At 66.7% G+C, this 14,866-nt stretch carries 19 protein-coding genes and 2 tRNA genes; 16 read left to right on the top strand and 5 right to left on the bottom strand.

Annotated elements, in window-relative coordinates:
- Positions 1-20: 20 nt before the first annotated feature.
- The 8 genes from gnd (at position 21) to H284_RS0110355 (ending at position 7,936) form a co-directional block, all read left to right on the top strand.
- Entirely contained in the window at positions 21-908 is an 888-nt protein-coding gene (gnd, locus tag H284_RS0110390) for a phosphogluconate dehydrogenase (NAD(+)-dependent, decarboxylating) (protein WP_018189034.1), read from the top strand.
- 21 nt (positions 909-929) lie between these two features.
- Positions 930-2,096 carry a DNA replication/repair protein RecF gene (gene recF / locus H284_RS0110385; protein ID WP_020076178.1) on the top strand — a complete coding sequence of 389 codons (1,167 nt, stop codon included), beginning with the start codon at positions 930-932 and terminating at the stop codon, positions 2,094-2,096.
- Positions 2,089-2,598 (top strand): DciA family protein, encoded by a 510-nt coding sequence (locus tag H284_RS0110380; RefSeq protein ID WP_018189036.1) that lies wholly within the window; start codon positions 2,089-2,091, stop codon positions 2,596-2,598. The genes recF and H284_RS0110380 overlap by 8 nt, the downstream gene beginning before the upstream one ends.
- 123 nt (positions 2,599-2,721) lie before the next feature.
- Complete coding sequence (gene gyrB, locus H284_RS0110375; protein WP_018189037.1) at positions 2,722-4,722, top strand: DNA topoisomerase (ATP-hydrolyzing) subunit B; 2,001 nt, start codon at positions 2,722-2,724, stop codon at positions 4,720-4,722.
- A gap of 47 nt (positions 4,723-4,769) precedes the next feature.
- Positions 4,770-7,322, top strand: a complete 2,553-nt coding sequence (gene gyrA, locus H284_RS0110370) for a DNA gyrase subunit A (protein WP_018189038.1) — start codon at positions 4,770-4,772, stop codon at positions 7,320-7,322.
- Entirely contained in the window at positions 7,312-7,725 is a 414-nt protein-coding gene (locus H284_RS0110365; RefSeq protein ID WP_018189039.1) for a DUF3566 domain-containing protein, read from the top strand. Before gyrA ends, H284_RS0110365 begins: the two co-directional genes overlap by 11 nt.
- Positions 7,726-7,775: 50 nt before the next feature.
- Positions 7,776-7,852: transfer RNA gene (locus H284_RS0110360), tRNA-Ile, on the top strand.
- A gap of 11 nt (positions 7,853-7,863) precedes the next feature.
- Positions 7,864-7,936: transfer RNA gene (locus H284_RS0110355), tRNA-Ala, on the top strand.
- 21 nt (positions 7,937-7,957) lie between these two features.
- Here the strand turns inward: H284_RS0110355 and H284_RS20115 are convergent.
- The gene (locus tag H284_RS20115; RefSeq protein WP_231371156.1) at positions 7,958-8,314 is read right to left on the bottom strand and encodes an Lrp/AsnC family transcriptional regulator; all 357 of its coding nucleotides are present in this window, start codon (positions 8,312-8,314) and stop codon (positions 7,958-7,960) included.
- Here H284_RS20115 and H284_RS21170 point away from each other — a divergent pair.
- Together H284_RS21170 and H284_RS0110345 are read left to right on the top strand one after the other, a co-directional pair.
- A complete protein-coding gene (locus tag H284_RS21170) occupies positions 8,256-8,429 on the top strand; it encodes a hypothetical protein (protein ID WP_020076176.1) in 174 nt (57 codons plus the stop codon). The two genes, H284_RS20115 and H284_RS21170, sit on opposite strands and share 59 nt — an antisense overlap.
- Before the next feature lie 94 nt (positions 8,430-8,523).
- Entirely contained in the window at positions 8,524-8,946 is a 423-nt protein-coding gene (locus H284_RS0110345; RefSeq protein ID WP_020076175.1) for a rhodanese-like domain-containing protein, read from the top strand.
- Positions 8,947-8,952: 6 nt separating this feature from the next.
- On the opposite strand, the gene H284_RS0110340 is transcribed toward H284_RS0110345, so the two are convergent.
- Positions 8,953-9,816 carry an Fpg/Nei family DNA glycosylase gene (locus H284_RS0110340; protein WP_020076174.1) on the bottom strand — a complete coding sequence of 288 codons (864 nt, stop codon included), beginning with the start codon at positions 9,814-9,816 and terminating at the stop codon, positions 8,953-8,955.
- A 48-nt stretch (positions 9,817-9,864) separates the two neighbouring features.
- Here H284_RS0110340 and H284_RS0110335 point away from each other — a divergent pair, with 48 nt between their 5' ends.
- Positions 9,865-10,290, top strand: coding sequence for an NUDIX hydrolase (locus H284_RS0110335; protein ID WP_029042901.1), 426 nt, complete (start codon positions 9,865-9,867; stop codon positions 10,288-10,290).
- Here H284_RS0110335 and H284_RS0110330 read toward each other — a convergent pair.
- Positions 10,287-10,490 carry a PspC domain-containing protein gene (locus H284_RS0110330; RefSeq protein WP_029042900.1) on the bottom strand — a complete coding sequence of 68 codons (204 nt, stop codon included), beginning with the start codon at positions 10,488-10,490 and terminating at the stop codon, positions 10,287-10,289. The genes H284_RS0110335 and H284_RS0110330 overlap by 4 nt on opposite strands.
- A 78-nt stretch (positions 10,491-10,568) precedes the next feature.
- Positions 10,569-11,147 carry a hypothetical protein gene (locus H284_RS0110325; protein WP_020076172.1) on the bottom strand — a complete coding sequence of 193 codons (579 nt, stop codon included), beginning with the start codon at positions 11,145-11,147 and terminating at the stop codon, positions 10,569-10,571.
- Positions 11,148-11,268: 121 nt separating this feature from the next.
- Here H284_RS0110325 and H284_RS0110320 point away from each other — a divergent pair, with 121 nt between their 5' ends.
- Complete coding sequence (locus H284_RS0110320) at positions 11,269-11,808, top strand: peptidylprolyl isomerase (protein WP_018189046.1); 540 nt, start codon at positions 11,269-11,271, stop codon at positions 11,806-11,808.
- A 23-nt stretch (positions 11,809-11,831) separates the two neighbouring features.
- Positions 11,832-12,689 carry a rhomboid family intramembrane serine protease gene (locus H284_RS0110315; RefSeq protein WP_029042899.1) on the top strand — a complete coding sequence of 286 codons (858 nt, stop codon included), beginning with the start codon at positions 11,832-11,834 and terminating at the stop codon, positions 12,687-12,689.
- 212 nt (positions 12,690-12,901) lie between these two features.
- On the opposite strand, the gene H284_RS0110310 is transcribed toward H284_RS0110315, so the two are convergent.
- Positions 12,902-13,162 (bottom strand): cell division protein CrgA, encoded by a 261-nt coding sequence (locus H284_RS0110310; protein WP_018189048.1) that lies wholly within the window; start codon positions 13,160-13,162, stop codon positions 12,902-12,904.
- Positions 13,163-13,271: 109 nt separating this feature from the next.
- On the opposite strand from H284_RS0110310, the gene H284_RS0110305 reads away from it, so the two are divergent.
- The 3 genes from H284_RS0110305 to H284_RS0110295 are packed head-to-tail and all read left to right on the top strand — an operon-like array spanning position 13,272 to position 14,828.
- A complete protein-coding gene (locus tag H284_RS0110305) occupies positions 13,272-14,033 on the top strand; it encodes a class E sortase (protein WP_231371155.1) in 762 nt (253 codons plus the stop codon).
- A gap of 1 nt (position 14,034) precedes the next feature.
- A complete protein-coding gene (locus H284_RS21045; RefSeq protein ID WP_018189050.1) occupies positions 14,035-14,193 on the top strand; it encodes a hypothetical protein in 159 nt (52 codons plus the stop codon).
- Entirely contained in the window at positions 14,190-14,828 is a 639-nt protein-coding gene (locus H284_RS0110295; RefSeq protein WP_020076170.1) for an anthranilate synthase component II, read from the top strand. The genes H284_RS21045 and H284_RS0110295 overlap by 4 nt, the downstream gene beginning before the upstream one ends.
- Positions 14,829-14,866 lie beyond the last annotated feature (38 nt).

Below are 14,866 nucleotides of genomic sequence, written 5' to 3'. Positions count from 1 at the left end.
CAAGGAAGAGAAGGACAATCATGCACATCGGCCTCATCGGTCTCGGACGCATGGGCAACAACATGCGTGCCCGGCTCGAGAAGAACGGCATCGACGTCACCGGCTACGACACGAACCCCGAGGTCTCTGACGTCGCGACCGTGGCCGACCTCGTCGCGGCGCTCCCCGCGCCGCGCACGATCTGGGTCATGGTGCCTGCAGGCCAGATCACCGACTCGGTGATCCGTGAGCTCGAACCGCTGCTCGAGAAGGGCGACCTCGTCATCGACGGCGGCAACTCCAAGTTCACCGAGGACTTCAAGCACTCCGAGCTCCTCGCGCCGCGCGGTGTCGACTTCATGGACGTCGGTGTGTCCGGCGGCATCTGGGGACTCGAGAACGGCTACGGCCTCATGGTCGGCGGTTCGGCCGCGCAGGTCGAGCGCGTCATGCCCGTCTTCGACGCGCTGCGCCCGGAGGGTCCGCGCGACGAGGGATTCGTCCACGTCGGCGAGGTCGGCGCCGGTCACTACGCGAAGATGGTGCACAACGGCATCGAGTACGCGCTGATGCAGGCGTACGCGGAGGGATACGAGCTCCTCGACACGCGCAAGGACATCATCAAGGACGTCACCGGGACCTTCAAGGCGTGGCAGCGCGGGACCGTCGTGCGGTCCTGGCTGCTCGACCTGCTCGTCCGCGCTCTGGAGCAGGACCCGGAGTTCGAGCACATCGAAGGCTACGTGCAGGATTCCGGTGAGGGCCGCTGGACCGTCGAGGAGGCGCTCAACAACGCCGTCCCCGTTCCGACGATCAGCGCCTCGATCTTCGCGCGGTTCGTCTCGCGCCAGGAGGACTCGCCGGCCATGAAGGCCGTCGCCGCCCTGCGGAACCAGTTCGGCGGCCACGCCGTCAAGGCCGTCGACTGAGACGCGTGAACTGAAAACTCTGTGCGTGTCACTCATCTCTCCCTGACCGACTTCCGCAATTACCGCACTGCGGAGGTGCCGTTCGCGGCCGGCGCGAACCTCTTCGTCGGCCGCAACGGCCAGGGAAAGACGAACCTCGTCGAATCGCTCGGCTACCTGAGCACCCTCGGGTCGCATCGGGTGTCGAGCGATCAGGCGATGATCCGGAAAGATGCCGACGCGGCGATCGTCCGGGCACGGATCCAGCACGACGGCCGGGAGATCCTCGTCGAGGTGCAGCTGAACCGCAGCTCACCGAATCGGGCCCAGGTGAATCGGGCCGCCATCAAGCCGCGTGAGCTGCCTCGGTACTTCTCCAGCGTTCTGTTCGCACCCGAGGACCTCGCCCTGGTCCGTGGGGAGCCGGGGATCCGCCGGCGGTTCCTGGATCAGCTTCTCATCCAGCGGAATCCGCGTTTCTCGGCGGTCATCGCCGACTATGAGCGCGTACTGAAGCAGCGGAACACGCTGCTGAAGTCGGCGCGCGCCTCCCGTGTCCGAGAGGACCAGCTGGGCACCCTCGAGATCTGGGACGACCGGCTCGTTCAGCTCGGTTCCGAGTTGATGGACGCTCGGCTCGACCTTGTCGGGCGACTGAGCGATCCCCTCGTCGCGGCGTACCGCTCGGTCGCAGGGGACGACCACCATCCACGGCTCCTCCCGCAGCTCACCATCTACGGCGCGCACGTCGATGAGGAGGAAGGCGCGACGGAAGAGGATGTAACGGGCTCAGCCGGTGTCGCGACCCCCGAGGCCTTCCGCCGGGCGCTCGCGGCCGTGCGCCGCAAAGAGCTCGACCGCGGTCTCACCCTGGTCGGACCGCACCGCGACGACGTGCTGTTCGAGCTGAACGCTCTCCCGGCGAAGGGGTATGCCAGCCACGGCGAATCGTGGTCGTTCGCCCTGGCTCTCAAGCTGGCATCTGCGGAACTCCTCCGCCAGGAGTCGACGACCGGAGACCCGGTGCTCATCCTCGACGACGTCTTCGCCGAACTCGACCAGGCTCGCCGACGGATGCTCGCAACCGCCGTGGCCGGTTACGAGCAGGTGCTCATCACCGCGGCCGTCTACGACGACGTGCCGGACCAACTCACCGCGCACACCATCCGCATCGAGGCGGGCAGCATCGTGGAGACGCCCGATGCCTGATCGCACAACCCGGAACACACCGAGCGAGAGCGAGGCATCGGCCGTCTATCTGCGGCTGAAGGCGCTCTTCACCGGCACGACCTCGCGAAACCGGCGCGGCCCACGTCGCGAAGAGAGCACGACCGGCAGCCAGCCCTTCGGGTCGGGGCGCGACCCGCGCGGTGTCGGTGACGTCGTCGACGCGCTCGCGGCGCAGCTCGGCTGGACCTCCGCCCTCGCGAAATCCGACCTGCTGGAGGGTTGGCGCGAACTGGCCGGCGAAGAGACCGCGAAGCACGCCGAACCGGACCAGATCACCGACGGCGTCCTCGTCGTCCGATGCGAGTCGACGGCGTGGGCGACGCAGCTGCGGATGATGCGCTCGGAGCTGCTCGCGCGCATCGCGGAGCGATTCCCCGAGGCGGGCATCGAGTCGATCCGTTTTCAGGGGCCGGACGCCCCCTCCTGGAAAAGAGGCCCCAGGTCGATTCCAGGGCGTGGCCCGCGCGATACTTACGGCTGAGAGCGCAAAAGAGGTCGCCACAGTGCGGAAAAAGCCTCAGACGGCCGTTTTCGGGGATTTCGGCCCCCGTCTCTTGGTAGAATGAAACGTCACTGTTGAGTGCGGTCAGGAGCCTAATTTCATATGACGATGGAACCGAACGCGGCCGGGACGGAACACGAATACGGCGCGAATGAGATCCAGGTCCTCGAGGGTCTCGAAGCCGTCCGCAAACGACCCGGGATGTACATCGGTTCCACCGGTCCCCGCGGTCTTCACCACCTGGTCTACGAGATCGTGGACAACTCGGTCGACGAGGCCCTCGCTGGTCACGCGGACAACATCGAGGTGACGATCCTCCCGGATGGCGCTGTGCGCGTCGACGACAACGGTCGTGGCATCCCGGTCGATGAGCACCCGGTCGAGAAGAAGTCCACGGTGGAGGTCGTCCTCACCATCCTGCACGCCGGCGGAAAGTTCGGCGGCGGCGGGTATGCGGTGTCGGGCGGACTCCACGGCGTCGGCAGCTCGGTCGTGAACGCGCTCTCCAGCCGCCTCGACGTCGAGGTGCACCGACAGGGTCACGTGTGGCGGCAGAGCTACCGCAACGGTGTCCCGCAGGCTCCGCTCGAGAAGGGCGAGGCGTCGGACCGCACCGGAACGATCATCACGTTCTGGCCGAGTGCCGAGACGTTCGAGACGATCGTGTTCGACTACGAGACGCTGCGCACGCGGTTCCAGCAGATGGCCTTCCTGAACAAGGGACTGCGCATCGCGATCACCGACGAGCGCGCGCCCGAGATCGAGCACGTCGAGGGCGAGGTCGACGAGGAGCACACTCCGCGTCACGAGGTCTTCCTCTACGAGCGCGGTCTGATGGACTACGTCCAGTACCTGAACTCCGCGAAGAAGGTGGAGGTCGTCCACGACGAGATCATCTCGTTCGAGTCGGAGGACACCGACCGCAAGATCGCTCTCGAGGTCGCCATGCAGTGGACGACCAGCTACAACGAGAGCGTGTTCACCTACGCGAACACGATCAACACGCACGAGGGCGGCACGCACGAGGAGGGCTTCCGCGCTGCCCTGACCACGCTGGTCAACCGGTATGCGCGCGAGAAGGGCATCCTCAAGGACAAGGATGACAACCTCTCGGGCGACGACGTGCGCGAGGGTCTGACAGCTGTCATCTCCGTGAAGCTCTCCGAGCCGCAGTTCGAGGGCCAGACCAAGACGAAGCTCGGCAACACCGAGGCCAAGGCCTTCGTGCAGAAGGTCGTCGGCGATCAGCTCGGCGACTGGTTCGACCGCAACCCGAATCAGGCGCGGGACATCATCCGCAAGGCGCTCCAGGCCGCGACCGCGCGCCTCGCCGCCCGCAAGGCGCGCGAGACCGCGCGCCGCAAGGGCCTGCTGGAGAGCGGCGGGATGCCGGGCAAGCTGAAGGACTGCCAGTCGAAGGACCCGACGATCTCGGAGATCTTCATCGTCGAGGGTGACTCGGCCGGCGGCTCGGCGGTGCAGGGTCGCAACCCGGAGACGCAGGCGATCCTGCCGCTGCGCGGCAAGATCCTCAACGTCGAGAAGGCGCGGCTCGACCGCGCCCTCGGCAACAACGAGGTGCAGGCGATGATCACGGCGTTCGGCGCCGGCATCGGCGAGGACTTCGACCCGGAGAAGGCGCGGTACCACAAGATCGTGCTCATGGCCGACGCCGATGTCGACGGCCAGCACATCACCACCCTGCTCCTCACCCTGTTGTTCCGCTACATGCGGCCGATGATCGAGCTCGGCTACGTCTACCTGGCGCAGCCGCCGCTCTACCGGCTCAAGTGGTCCAACGCCGAGCACGAGTACGTGTACTCCGACCGCGAGCGCGACGCGTTCCTGGCCGAGGGGCTCGCGGCGGGCAAGCGCATCCCGAAGGACAACGGTGTGCAGCGCTACAAGGGTCTCGGCGAGATGGACTACCAGGAGCTGTGGGAGACCACGATGAACCCGGAGACCCGGACGCTGCTCCAGGTCACGCTCGACGACGCGGCCGCCGCGGACGAGATCTTCGCCACGCTGATGGGCGAGGACGTCGAGTCGCGCCGCTCGTTCATCCAGAAGAACGCCAAGGACGTGCGGTTCCTCGACATCTGATGCTCCGGCATGGGTGAACGACGAGGGATCGCGAGGGAGAGAAGACTGTGACGGACGAAGAGAACGTGTCGGGCGAGAGCGGGGCCGGCTTCGGCATCCACGGCAGGATCGACCAGGTCGACCTGCAGTCGGAGATGCAGCGGTCGTACCTCGACTACGCCATGTCGGTCATCATCGGGCGTGCACTGCCCGAGGTGCGCGACGGGCTGAAGCCGGTGCACCGCCGCGTGATCTACGCGATGTTCGACGGCGGCTACCGCCCGGACAAGGCGTTCTCCAAGTGCGCGCGCGTCGTCGGCGACGTGATGGGACAGTTCCACCCGCACGGCGACTCGGCGATCTACGACGCGCTGGTCCGTCTGGTCCAGCCGTGGAGCCTGCGCTACCCGCTGGCCCTCGGCCAGGGCAACTTCGGCTCGCCGGGCAACGACGGCGCCGCGGCCCCGCGGTACACCGAGACGAAGATGGCCCCGCTCGCGCTCGAGATGGTGCGGGACATCGACGAGGAGACCGTCGACTTCCAGGACAACTACGACGGGCGCACCCAGGAGCCGGCGGTCCTGCCGAGCCGGTTCCCGAACCTGCTCGTCAACGGCTCCGTCGGCATCGCGGTCGGCATGGCCACCAACATCCCGCCGCACAACCTGCGCGAGGTGGCCGACGGTGCTCTGTGGCACCTGCAGCATCCCGAGGCCTCCCGTGAGGAGCTGCTCGAGGAGCTCATCAAGCGGATCAAGGGACCGGACTTCCCGACCGGCGCGCAGATCCTCGGCGTCAAGGGCATCCACGACGCCTACCGCACCGGACGTGGCTCGATCACGATGCGCGCCGTCGTCACGATCGAGGAGATCCAGGGTCGGGTCTGCCTCGTGGTCACCGAGCTGCCGTACCAGGTGAACCCGGACAACCTCGCGATCAAGATCGCGGACCTCGTGAAGGAGGGTCGGATCGGCGGCATCGCCGACATCCGCGACGAGACCTCCGGCCGCACTGGCCAGCGTCTCGTGATCGTGCTGAAGCGCGACGCCGTGGCCAAGGTCGTGCTGAACAACCTGTACAAGCACACGCAGCTGCAGGAGAACTTCGGCGCGAACATGCTCGCGATCGTCGACAACGTGCCGCGCACTCTGGCGCTCGACGGATTCATCACGGCGTGGGTGGACCACCAGATCGAGGTCATCGTCCGGCGCACGCGCTTCCGTCTGCGGAAGGCGGAGGAGCGCGCCCACATCCTGCGCGGCTACCTCAAGGCGCTGGATGCGCTCGACGAGGTCATCGCGCTCATCCGTCGCTCGCCGACGGTCGACGACGCGCGTGAAGGGCTGAAGACCCTTCTCGACGTCGACGACGTGCAGGCGGATGCGATCCTCGCCATGCAGCTCCGCCGCCTGGCCGCCCTCGAACGGCAGAAGATCGTGGACGAGGCGGACGCGATCGAGAAGCAGATCGCCGAGTTCCACGCCATCCTCGACGACCCGATGCGCCAGCGCTCGATCGTGAGCGAGGAGCTCACCGAGATCGTCGACCGCTTCGGCGACGACCGCCGCACCGAGATCATGTTCGGCTACGACGGCGACATGAGCGTCGAGGACCTCATCCCCGAAGAGGAGATGGTGGTCACCGTCACGCGCGGCGGGTACATCAAGCGGACGCGCAGCGACAACTACCGCAGCCAGCACCGCGGTGGGAAGGGCGTGAAGGGCGCGCAGCTGCGCGGCGAGGACGTCGTCGACCACTTCTTCGTGACGACGACGCACCACTGGCTCCTCTTCTTCACGAACAAGGGACGCGTCTACCGCGCCAAGGCCTACGAGGTGCAGGAGGCCGGCCGCGACGCCAAGGGTCAGCACGTCGCCAACCTGCTCGCCATGCAGCCGGATGAGGAGATCGCCGAGATCCTCGACATCCGCGACTATCAGGCGGCCAAGTACCTCGTGCTCGCCACGCGCGACGGCCTGATCAAGAAGACGGCGCTCGAGGAGTACGACACCAACCGTACGGGCGGGATCATCGCGATCAAGCTGCGTGAGGACGACGAGCTCGTCTCCGCGCTGCTGGTCGAAGAGGACTCCGATCTGCTCCTGGTCTCCCGCAAGGGCATGTCCATCCGCTTCACGGCGTCCGACGAGGCGCTCCGTCCGATGGGTCGGTCGACCTCCGGTGTCATCGGAATGCATTTCCGCGGCGACGACCGGCTGCTCGACGCCTCGGTGGTCTCCGACGAGGGCTACGTCTTCGTCGTCACCGAGGGCGGGTACGCGAAGCGCACCGCTGCGGACCAGTACCGCCTGCAGAACCGCGGTGGTCTGGGCATCAAGGTGGCCAAACTCAACGACGACCGGGGAGACCTGGTGGGCGCACTGATCGTCGGCGAAGACGACGAGGTCCTTGTGGTTCTTGCCAGCGGCAAGGTGGTACGCTCTGCCGTGGCCGAGGTACCAGCCAAGGGCCGCGACACCATGGGTGTCGTCTTTGCACGTTTCGCCGAGTCCGACAAGATCATCGCTCTGGCGAAGAACACCGAACGTGATCTCGAATCCTCCCTTCCCGCGGAGGATGCCGAGGCCGTCGGGAAGGATGAAACCGTAGATGAGCAGTAGCGTCGCCGAGAAGTTGGCCAAGAAGTCGTCCCGCCGACCCGCATCCGCCAAGCAGGTGCGGCTGAAGCTGGTGTACATCGACTTCTGGTCGACCGTGAAGCTGTCGTTCCTCGCCGGGATCTGCCTCGCGATCATCGCCATCGTCGGCACGTTCCTGATCTGGACCGTGCTCGACCGCACCGGCATCTTCGACCAGGTGAACAGCCTGTTCAAGGACATCTCGGGTGCCGGCGGCAGCGACCTCCGCTCGATCCTGGGGCTCGGTCAGGTGATGGGCTTCTCGCTCATCGTCGCCATCCTCGACATCGTCGTGGTGACCGCTCTGGGTGCCGTGTTCGCGCTGCTCTACAACCTTTCGGTGAAGATCACCGGCGGTCTGCTGGTCGGTTTCACCAACAACTGACCGATTTCGCAATGGTCGGGCAGATCGGGTAGTCTCGTATCTGCCCATTCGGGGATATAGCTCAGGCGGTTAGAGCGCTTCGCTGATAACGAAGAGGTCCGAGGTTCAAGTCCTCGTATCCCCACCATCACCTCATACGGGGCCTTAGCTCAGTTGGTAGAGCGCCTGCTTTGCAAGCAGGATGTCAGGAGTTCGAATCTCCTAGGCTCCACCCTTACGGGTCTGCCGTGGTTCACGGCTGCGGCGGGACGATCGTCCGCGTCGGGAACGGGCTCGAGTACGAGACGCTCGTTGTGACGCTTCCCAGTGTTCCGACGCGACCGCTGATCTGCTCCAGGTGTCGCATGGAGGTTGCGACCACTTTGAGGATGAAGCAGTCGTCTCCGGTGACGTGGTGCGCCTCGACGACTTCAGGGATCTCGGCGAGCAGGTCGTGGAGCGGCTTGTGCTGACTGCTGGGGTAGCGCAGTCGCAGGTAGGCGAGGATCCCGTAGCCCAGCCGCTCGGGGTCGATCACTGCCCGATAGCCCGTGATCACGCCGGCCTCCTCCAGCCGCCGCACGCGTTCGGCCACCGCGCTGTTCGACATGTGGACGGTGCGGGCCAGCTCGGCGATCGACTACCGGCCGTCGCGTTGCAGCTCCGCCAGGATGCTCCGGTCGGTGCTGTCGACGGCGAACGTGGAAGTGACGGTCATGGCGTGATTCTGCCATGAGATCGACGGTCGAAGCGGCTGAAGGCCGTGGATCGGTCCTTCAGCCGGCCGCCGGGTTTTCCTAGTCTCGTGGCATGACGACAATGACCGAAGACGCCATCCAACACTTCGCCGCGAAGCTCCGCTTCGAGACCGATCCGTCCGACGTGCACGCCGCGTTCGAGCGTGGCGAGCGCTTCGTCCTCATCGACAGCAGGGCCGCCGCCGCATGGAGTCACGGACGCGTGGCGGGAGCCGTTCACCTCCCGACCGCGGAGATCGAACGTCGGGCGCCGGGGTCGATTCCCCTGGACATGCCCGTCGTCGTCTACTGCTGGGGCCCGGGATGCAACGGCTCGACGCGCGCGGCCCTCGCGTTCAGCCGGTTGGGCTACGAGGTGCGGGAGATGATCGGCGGCTACGAGTACTGGGCGCGAGAGGGACTCCCGACCGTGGATGACTCCGGGCCGATCGAGCGGTCGGTCGACCCGCTCACCGCGCCTCCCGGGTTCGAGTGCGCCTGCTGAACCGGACTACTTCAGGAGCCGGGAGAGCACACGATCGGCCAGCGGCTTGCCGCCGGTCTGGCACGTGGGGCAGTACTGGAAGGTCGAGTCGTGGAAGATGACCTGCCGGATGGTGCCGCCGCACACAGGGCACGGCTGACCGGTGCGCCCGTGGACGCGGAGGTTCGACTTCTTCTCGCTCTTCAACTCTGAGGCGGCGAGTCCGTCCGCTCGGGCGAGAGCCTCCCGCAGCGTCGACTGCATGGCCTCGTACAGGCGGGCGATGTCGTCGGCCGCCATGTTGGCCGGCTTGTATGGCGACATCTTGGCGACGTGGAGGATCTCGTCGGAGTAGGCGTTCCCGATCCCCGCGATGAGCGATTGATTGCGGAGCACGCCCTTGATCTGCGCGCGCCCCTGCCCGGCGAGGATGCCTGCGAACGCCTCCTCGGTGAACGACGGGTCGAGCGGGTCGGGTCCGAGGCGCTGGATGCCGGGCACCTCGGCCGGATCGCGCACGACGTAGATGGCGAGGCTCTTCTTCGTTCCGGCCTCGGTGATGTCGAGTCCGGAACCGTCGTCCAGAACGAGTCGGGCAGCGAGAGGGCCCTTGCCCAGGCGCCCGTTGGGCGGTGGCGGAGGGGAGTCGCGCCAACGGATCCAGCCGGCGCGCGCGAGGTGCACGACGATGTGGAGCTCTCCTGCGGCGATGTCGAGGAACTTGCCGTGACGGCTCACTCCCGTGATCGTCAAGCCGTGCAAAGCGTCGGCCGGAGGATCGAAGGTCTTCAGTGCGGAGAAGGCGACGATGCTCAACCGGTCGATGACACGCGGTTCCAGCCGGCCATCGAGGTCGGCGGCGAGGGCGGTGACTTCCGGCAGTTCGGGCATCACCCCTAGTCTGCCCTCGACCACCGACAATGGCAGTACGTTGGTTCGATGGATATCAGAGTGGCTGCATATGGCGTCATCGTCGACGGCGACCGCATCCTGCTCGCGCACTGGAACGAGGGTGGCCGCTCGGGCTGGACCCTGCCGGGCGGCGGCATCGACCCGGGAGAGGACCCGGTGGATGCGGTGGTCCGCGAGATCGCGGAGGAGACCGGCTATGCCGCCGAAGCCGGCGACCTGCTGGGGATCGACTCGAAGGTGATTCCGGCCGAGCATCGGTTCGTACCGGATGCGGGGCCGCTGCACGCCCTGCGGATCGTCTACCGCGCGCAGGTCGTCGGCGGATCGCTCACCAACGAACTCGACGGCACCACCGACGAGGCGGCGTGGTTTCCACTCGACCGCATCCCGAGTCGGCGCGTCGAGCTCGTCGACACGGCACTCGAGATGGCGGGACTGACCGGCCGTCGCTAGACCGTCGCGGCGCCGCGTCCCTGCTCGCCGGGGATGACGATCCACATCACCAGGTAAGCGATGAACTGCGGACCGGGAAGCAGGCACGACAGCAGGAATAGGACGCGGACGGTCCACGGCCGGAGGCCGAACCGGTTCGCCAAGCCGGCGCACACGCCGGCGATCACACGGCCATCACGGGGACGCATCAAAGTGCTCATGCATCCCAGACTCGCAGCGGCGCGCACGCCGCACCATCGGGGTAACCCCCGAACAGACCCTGATCGCGGGATCGGACCCTATTGCTGCGCCGTGTCGGTGGCCGCGGGCGTCGTCGGGGTCGTGGGCTCCTCGTCGGCGACCCACAGCTCGTCGTCGGCGCGGAAGGTCTGCCACACGGCGTAGAGGAGGCCGACGGCGGCCACGATGCCGAGACCGATCGCGATCACACCACCGGCGCCGGGGCCGGACTTCTTCGCGGGAGCCTTCGGCTTCTTCGAGAGCTCCTTGCCCGCCTTCTTGAAGTCGCCGGCGAAGGCGGCCGCACGAGCAGCGCGCGCGTGGTCGACCACCGAGAGCGCAGTGCCGACCGCCGTGCCCACAGCGGGGATGACGTCCGTCACGACGCGCTGACGTGCCTGGCCCGCGTAGTGGCTCGCCGTCTCCTTCGCGGTCTGAGCCGCGGGGCGCACGTACTGGTCATAGCCGTCACGGACGCGCGGCGCGATCTCCTCACGCGTGTAGTAGGCCGCCTGCTTGCGCGCCTCGGCAGCGAGGGCGTTGGCGGTGGCCAATACCTCCTGCTGCTGAGTCCACAGGTCCTCGGCTCCGCTGCGCAGTCGCTTGAGCTCCTTCTTGCGCTTCCGTGTCAGGCTCATCTGTTCCTCCGTTGGTCGGGGTGGCGACTGACTCCATCTTGCCACCGAAAGGGCTGGGGATGGCCCGAGAGGTCTCGAGCCCGCCCAAGTCAGCTATACGCGCTGTGCAAGAATTGATGCCATGTCTAAGCACACCGCTGTCGCCACGCTCCACACTAACTACGGAGACATCAAGGTCAACCTCTTCGGCAACCACGCGCCGAAGACGGTGCGGAACTTCGTCGGGCTGGCGACGGGCGAGATCGAGTGGACGCACCCCGCCACGGGCGAGAAGTCGAAGACTCCTCTCTACGACGGCGTGGTCTTCCACCGCATCATCCCGGGCTTCATGATCCAGGGCGGCGACCCGCTCGGACAGGGCGTCGGCGGACCGGGCTACCAGTTCGACGACGAGATCAGCCCCGATCTCGACTTCACGCAGCCGTACATCTTGGCCATGGCGAACGCCGGCATCCAGGGCGGCAGGGGCACCAACGGCTCGCAGTTCTTCATCACCGTCGCGCCGACCACCTGGCTGCAGGGCAAGCACACCATCTTCGGCGAGGTCGCCGACGACGCGTCGCGCAAGATCGTCGACAAGCTGGCCGAGGTCCCGACGGATGCTCGCGACCGGCCGCTGGACGACGTCGTCATCGAGTCCATCGACATCGAGCAGGTCTGAGGAAGGACGGGCGAGCAGGACACATGACTCAGCCCGTCGACGCACGCGCGAACTACTGCTACCGGCATCCCGATCGGCAGAGCTATGTGCTCTGCCAGAGGTGCGGCCGGACGATCTGCCCTGAGTGCCAGACCCCGGCTGCGGTCGGGGTCGTCTGCCCGGAGTGCATGGCGCAGCAGCGTGCCACCCACCCCCGAACGAAGCCGGCGTGGGTGACGCGGCTCACCGGCTCCGGCGCACCGGTCGTTACGTACGCGATCATCGCTGTCTGCGCGCTCGTCTTCATCGTCCAGACCCTGGGATCGCTGCTCAACCTCCCGGTCAACTCGGCCCTGGTGTACGCGGGGGCTTACTCGTACCCGAGCGGGACGTTCGGTGTGGCCTTCGAGCCGTGGCGGATGTTCACCAGCGTGTTCGCGCACGCCAACATCATCCACATCGCCCTGAACATGTACACGCTGTTCATCTTCGGGATGGCGCTCGAACCCCTGCTCGGTCGTGCGCGTTACCTCGCACTCTTCCTGATCAGCGGGTTCGCCGGATCTCTCGGCGTGCTGCTGCTCGCATCGCCGGTCCAGCCCGTTCTCGGAGCGTCCGGCGCCATCTTCGGTCTGTTCGGCGCCTTCTTCATCATCCAGCGCCGTCTGGGCGGGAGCGCGACGCAGATGCTCGTGCTGCTGGCGATCAACCTCGGTATCGGATTCCTCCCTGGGTTCAACATCGCCTGGCAGGCGCACGTCGGCGGACTGATCGGCGGCGTCCTGGTCGGCCTCATCTATGTGGAGACCCGGCAGCCGCAGCGGCGACGCTGGCAGTTGCCGCTCCTCGTGTTGCTGTGCCTCATCTTCGTCGCCGTGAGCCTCATCCACTTCTTCGTGTAGTTCCCCACACGGCGTGGATAAGTTATCCACAGGCTTATTAACACTGTGAGGAATTACACGCCTGTAACTCTCCACAGGCTTATTAACACTGGGGAAATCAGCGCGGAACGCGCGGCAACTGTTCACAGGGGGCCTGTGGACAACTGTGGAAAACACGAAGCCCGGGGCGGCTGACGCCGTCCCGGGCCCGAAAAGACACGGAGAGTCGCCGGCTACCGCCAGCGTGTGGTCATCAGGAAGCCGATGAACGCGATGCCGAAGCCGACGAGGATGTTCCACGCGCCGAGCGCGGGGATGGGGTACTGGTTCTGGCTGACGTAGAAGACGATGATCCAGATCAGGCCCAGCAGCATGAAGCCGAACATGACCGGCTTGAACCAGACGGGGTTCGGAGCCTCTTCGCCGGATGCCGCGGCGCTGCGCTCGGCGCGGACGGGGCGCTCGGTTCTGGTCTTGGACTTGCTGCGTGCCATAGCACCACAGTGTAGCGGGGAAGCTCCGGAGGACGCTGATCCCCCCGTCCGGGGGAGGGCCTGTGGACAACCGTGACGATTCTCAGCGAGCATCCCTAGAATCAGCGACGTGACTTCGAGGGAAACCCGCGCCGGACGGCCGCATCGCCGCCCGACGGTGCTCGGCGTCCTCGGCGAGCTGCTGATCACGGCGGGAGTCCTGGTCCTTCTGTTCCTCGGCTGGCAGATCTGGTGGAACAACCTCGTGCTGGCCGGCCAGCAGACGAACGCCGCCGCCCAGCAGAGCCAGAAGTGGATCGACGACGCAGTGAAGGCGCCGAAGCCCACGCCAGACACCTCGACCGCTCAGGTCGATCCGCCCGTGATGGCGAAGCCCGCTCCGTATCAGCCGTTCGCCGTCATCTATGTTCCGCGCCTCGGCCCGGACTGGAAGCGCACCATCCGTCAGACCGTCGATGTCGAGCGCGTGCTCAACAGCTACACCGCGGGGGTCGGCCACTACATCGACACGCAGCTGCCCGGTCAGGTCGGCAACTTCGCCGTCGCCGGCCACGACTCGGGATGGGGCAACACCTTCATCGATCTCTCCAAGCTGCGGATCGGCGACCGGATCTACGTGCAGACCGCCGACGGCTGGTACACCTACACCTTCCGCAACTTCGAGTACGTGCAGCCCTCGGCCGTGCAGGTCCTGCTGCCCGTGCCCCGTCAGCCGCAGGCCACCCCGACCGAGCGGCTCATGACCATCACGACCTGCAATCCGCCGTTCCACGCGGGGGAGCGGCTCATCGCCTACAACGTCTTCCAGTCGTTCGCGCCGCCGCAGGACGTTCCGAGCGAGATCGCCGCAGCGGTCGGGCAGGGAGGCTGACATGTACGGAGCTCTGTGGCGCGTGCTCCCCGGTCCGGTCTGGCTGCGCATCATCCTGCTGCTCGTTCTCGTGGCCGTGGTGCTGTTCGCTCTGGTGACCTGGGTATTCCCCTGGGTGGATTCGCTCCTCGGGCCGCAGGAAGGTACCGTGGGCCCGTGACTCGCGTACTCGTCATCGACAACTACGACAGCTTCGTCTACACGCTGAACGGCTACCTGCGCGAACTCGGCGCGGAGACCGACGTCGTGCGCAACGACGACGTCGCCGTGGCCGACCTTCCGGCGAAGCTGGCCGAGTACGACGCCGTGCTCGTCTCACCCGGCCCGGGCAAGCCGGCCGACGCGGGAGTCTCCATCCCGGTCGTCGAGCAGGCGCTCCGCACCGGTCAGCCGCTGCTCGGGGTGTGCCTCGGTCACCAGGCCATCGCGGAGGCGTTCGGCGGCGTGGTCACCAACGCCGAAGAACTCATGCACGGCAAGACCTCGCAGGTCACCCACGACGACAGTGCCCTGTTCGACGGTGTCGCTCAGCCGTTCACGGCCACGCGGTACCACTCGCTGGCGGTCGTCGACGGGACGCTCCCCGAGGACCTCCACGTGACCGCGCGCACCGCCGGCGGCGTGATCATGGCCCTGCAGCACGCGGATGCGCCGATCTACGGCGTCCAGTTCCACCCCGAGTCGGTGCTCACCGAGGGCGGCTACCGGATGCTCGGCAACTGGCTCGAGGTCGCTGGTCTGGCGGGCGCCGCAGAGGCATCCCGCGCCCTCAACCCGCTCGTCAAGCTGGGCTGACGCAGGCGGGGACGCAAAAGCGAACCCCGCCGGCCGCT

The sequence above is a fragment of the Cryocola sp. 340MFSha3.1 genome (assembly GCF_000383315.1).
Classification (GTDB): domain Bacteria; phylum Actinomycetota; class Actinomycetes; order Actinomycetales; family Microbacteriaceae; genus Leifsonia.
Note: the sequence above shows the minus strand (reverse complement) of the source record. Positions and strands in the feature narration are given on the sequence as shown.

Coding starts and splice junctions, on each gene's coding strand:
- gnd (WP_018189034.1), top strand. CDS start 21: ATGCACATCGGCCTCATCGGTCTCGGACGCATGGGCAACAACATGCGT.
- H284_RS0110380 (WP_018189036.1), top strand. CDS start 2,089: ATGCCTGATCGCACAACCCGGAACACACCGAGCGAGAGCGAGGCATCG.
- gyrB (WP_018189037.1), top strand. CDS start 2,722: ATGACGATGGAACCGAACGCGGCCGGGACGGAACACGAATACGGCGCG.
- H284_RS0110365 (WP_018189039.1), top strand. CDS start 7,312: ATGAGCAGTAGCGTCGCCGAGAAGTTGGCCAAGAAGTCGTCCCGCCGA.
- H284_RS20115 (WP_231371156.1), bottom strand. CDS start 8,314: ATGTCGAACAGCGCGGTGGCCGAACGCGTGCGGCGGCTGGAGGAGGCC.
- H284_RS0110345 (WP_020076175.1), top strand. CDS start 8,524: ATGACCGAAGACGCCATCCAACACTTCGCCGCGAAGCTCCGCTTCGAG.
- H284_RS0110340 (WP_020076174.1), bottom strand. CDS start 9,816: ATGCCCGAACTGCCGGAAGTCACCGCCCTCGCCGCCGACCTCGATGGC.
- H284_RS0110335 (WP_029042901.1), top strand. CDS start 9,865: ATGGATATCAGAGTGGCTGCATATGGCGTCATCGTCGACGGCGACCGC.
- H284_RS0110330 (WP_029042900.1), bottom strand. CDS start 10,490: ATGAGCACTTTGATGCGTCCCCGTGATGGCCGTGTGATCGCCGGCGTG.
- H284_RS0110325 (WP_020076172.1), bottom strand. CDS start 11,147: ATGAGCCTGACACGGAAGCGCAAGAAGGAGCTCAAGCGACTGCGCAGC.
- H284_RS0110320 (WP_018189046.1), top strand. CDS start 11,269: ATGTCTAAGCACACCGCTGTCGCCACGCTCCACACTAACTACGGAGAC.
- H284_RS0110315 (WP_029042899.1), top strand. CDS start 11,832: ATGACTCAGCCCGTCGACGCACGCGCGAACTACTGCTACCGGCATCCC.
- H284_RS0110310 (WP_018189048.1), bottom strand. CDS start 13,162: ATGGCACGCAGCAAGTCCAAGACCAGAACCGAGCGCCCCGTCCGCGCC.
- H284_RS21045 (WP_018189050.1), top strand. CDS start 14,035: ATGTACGGAGCTCTGTGGCGCGTGCTCCCCGGTCCGGTCTGGCTGCGC.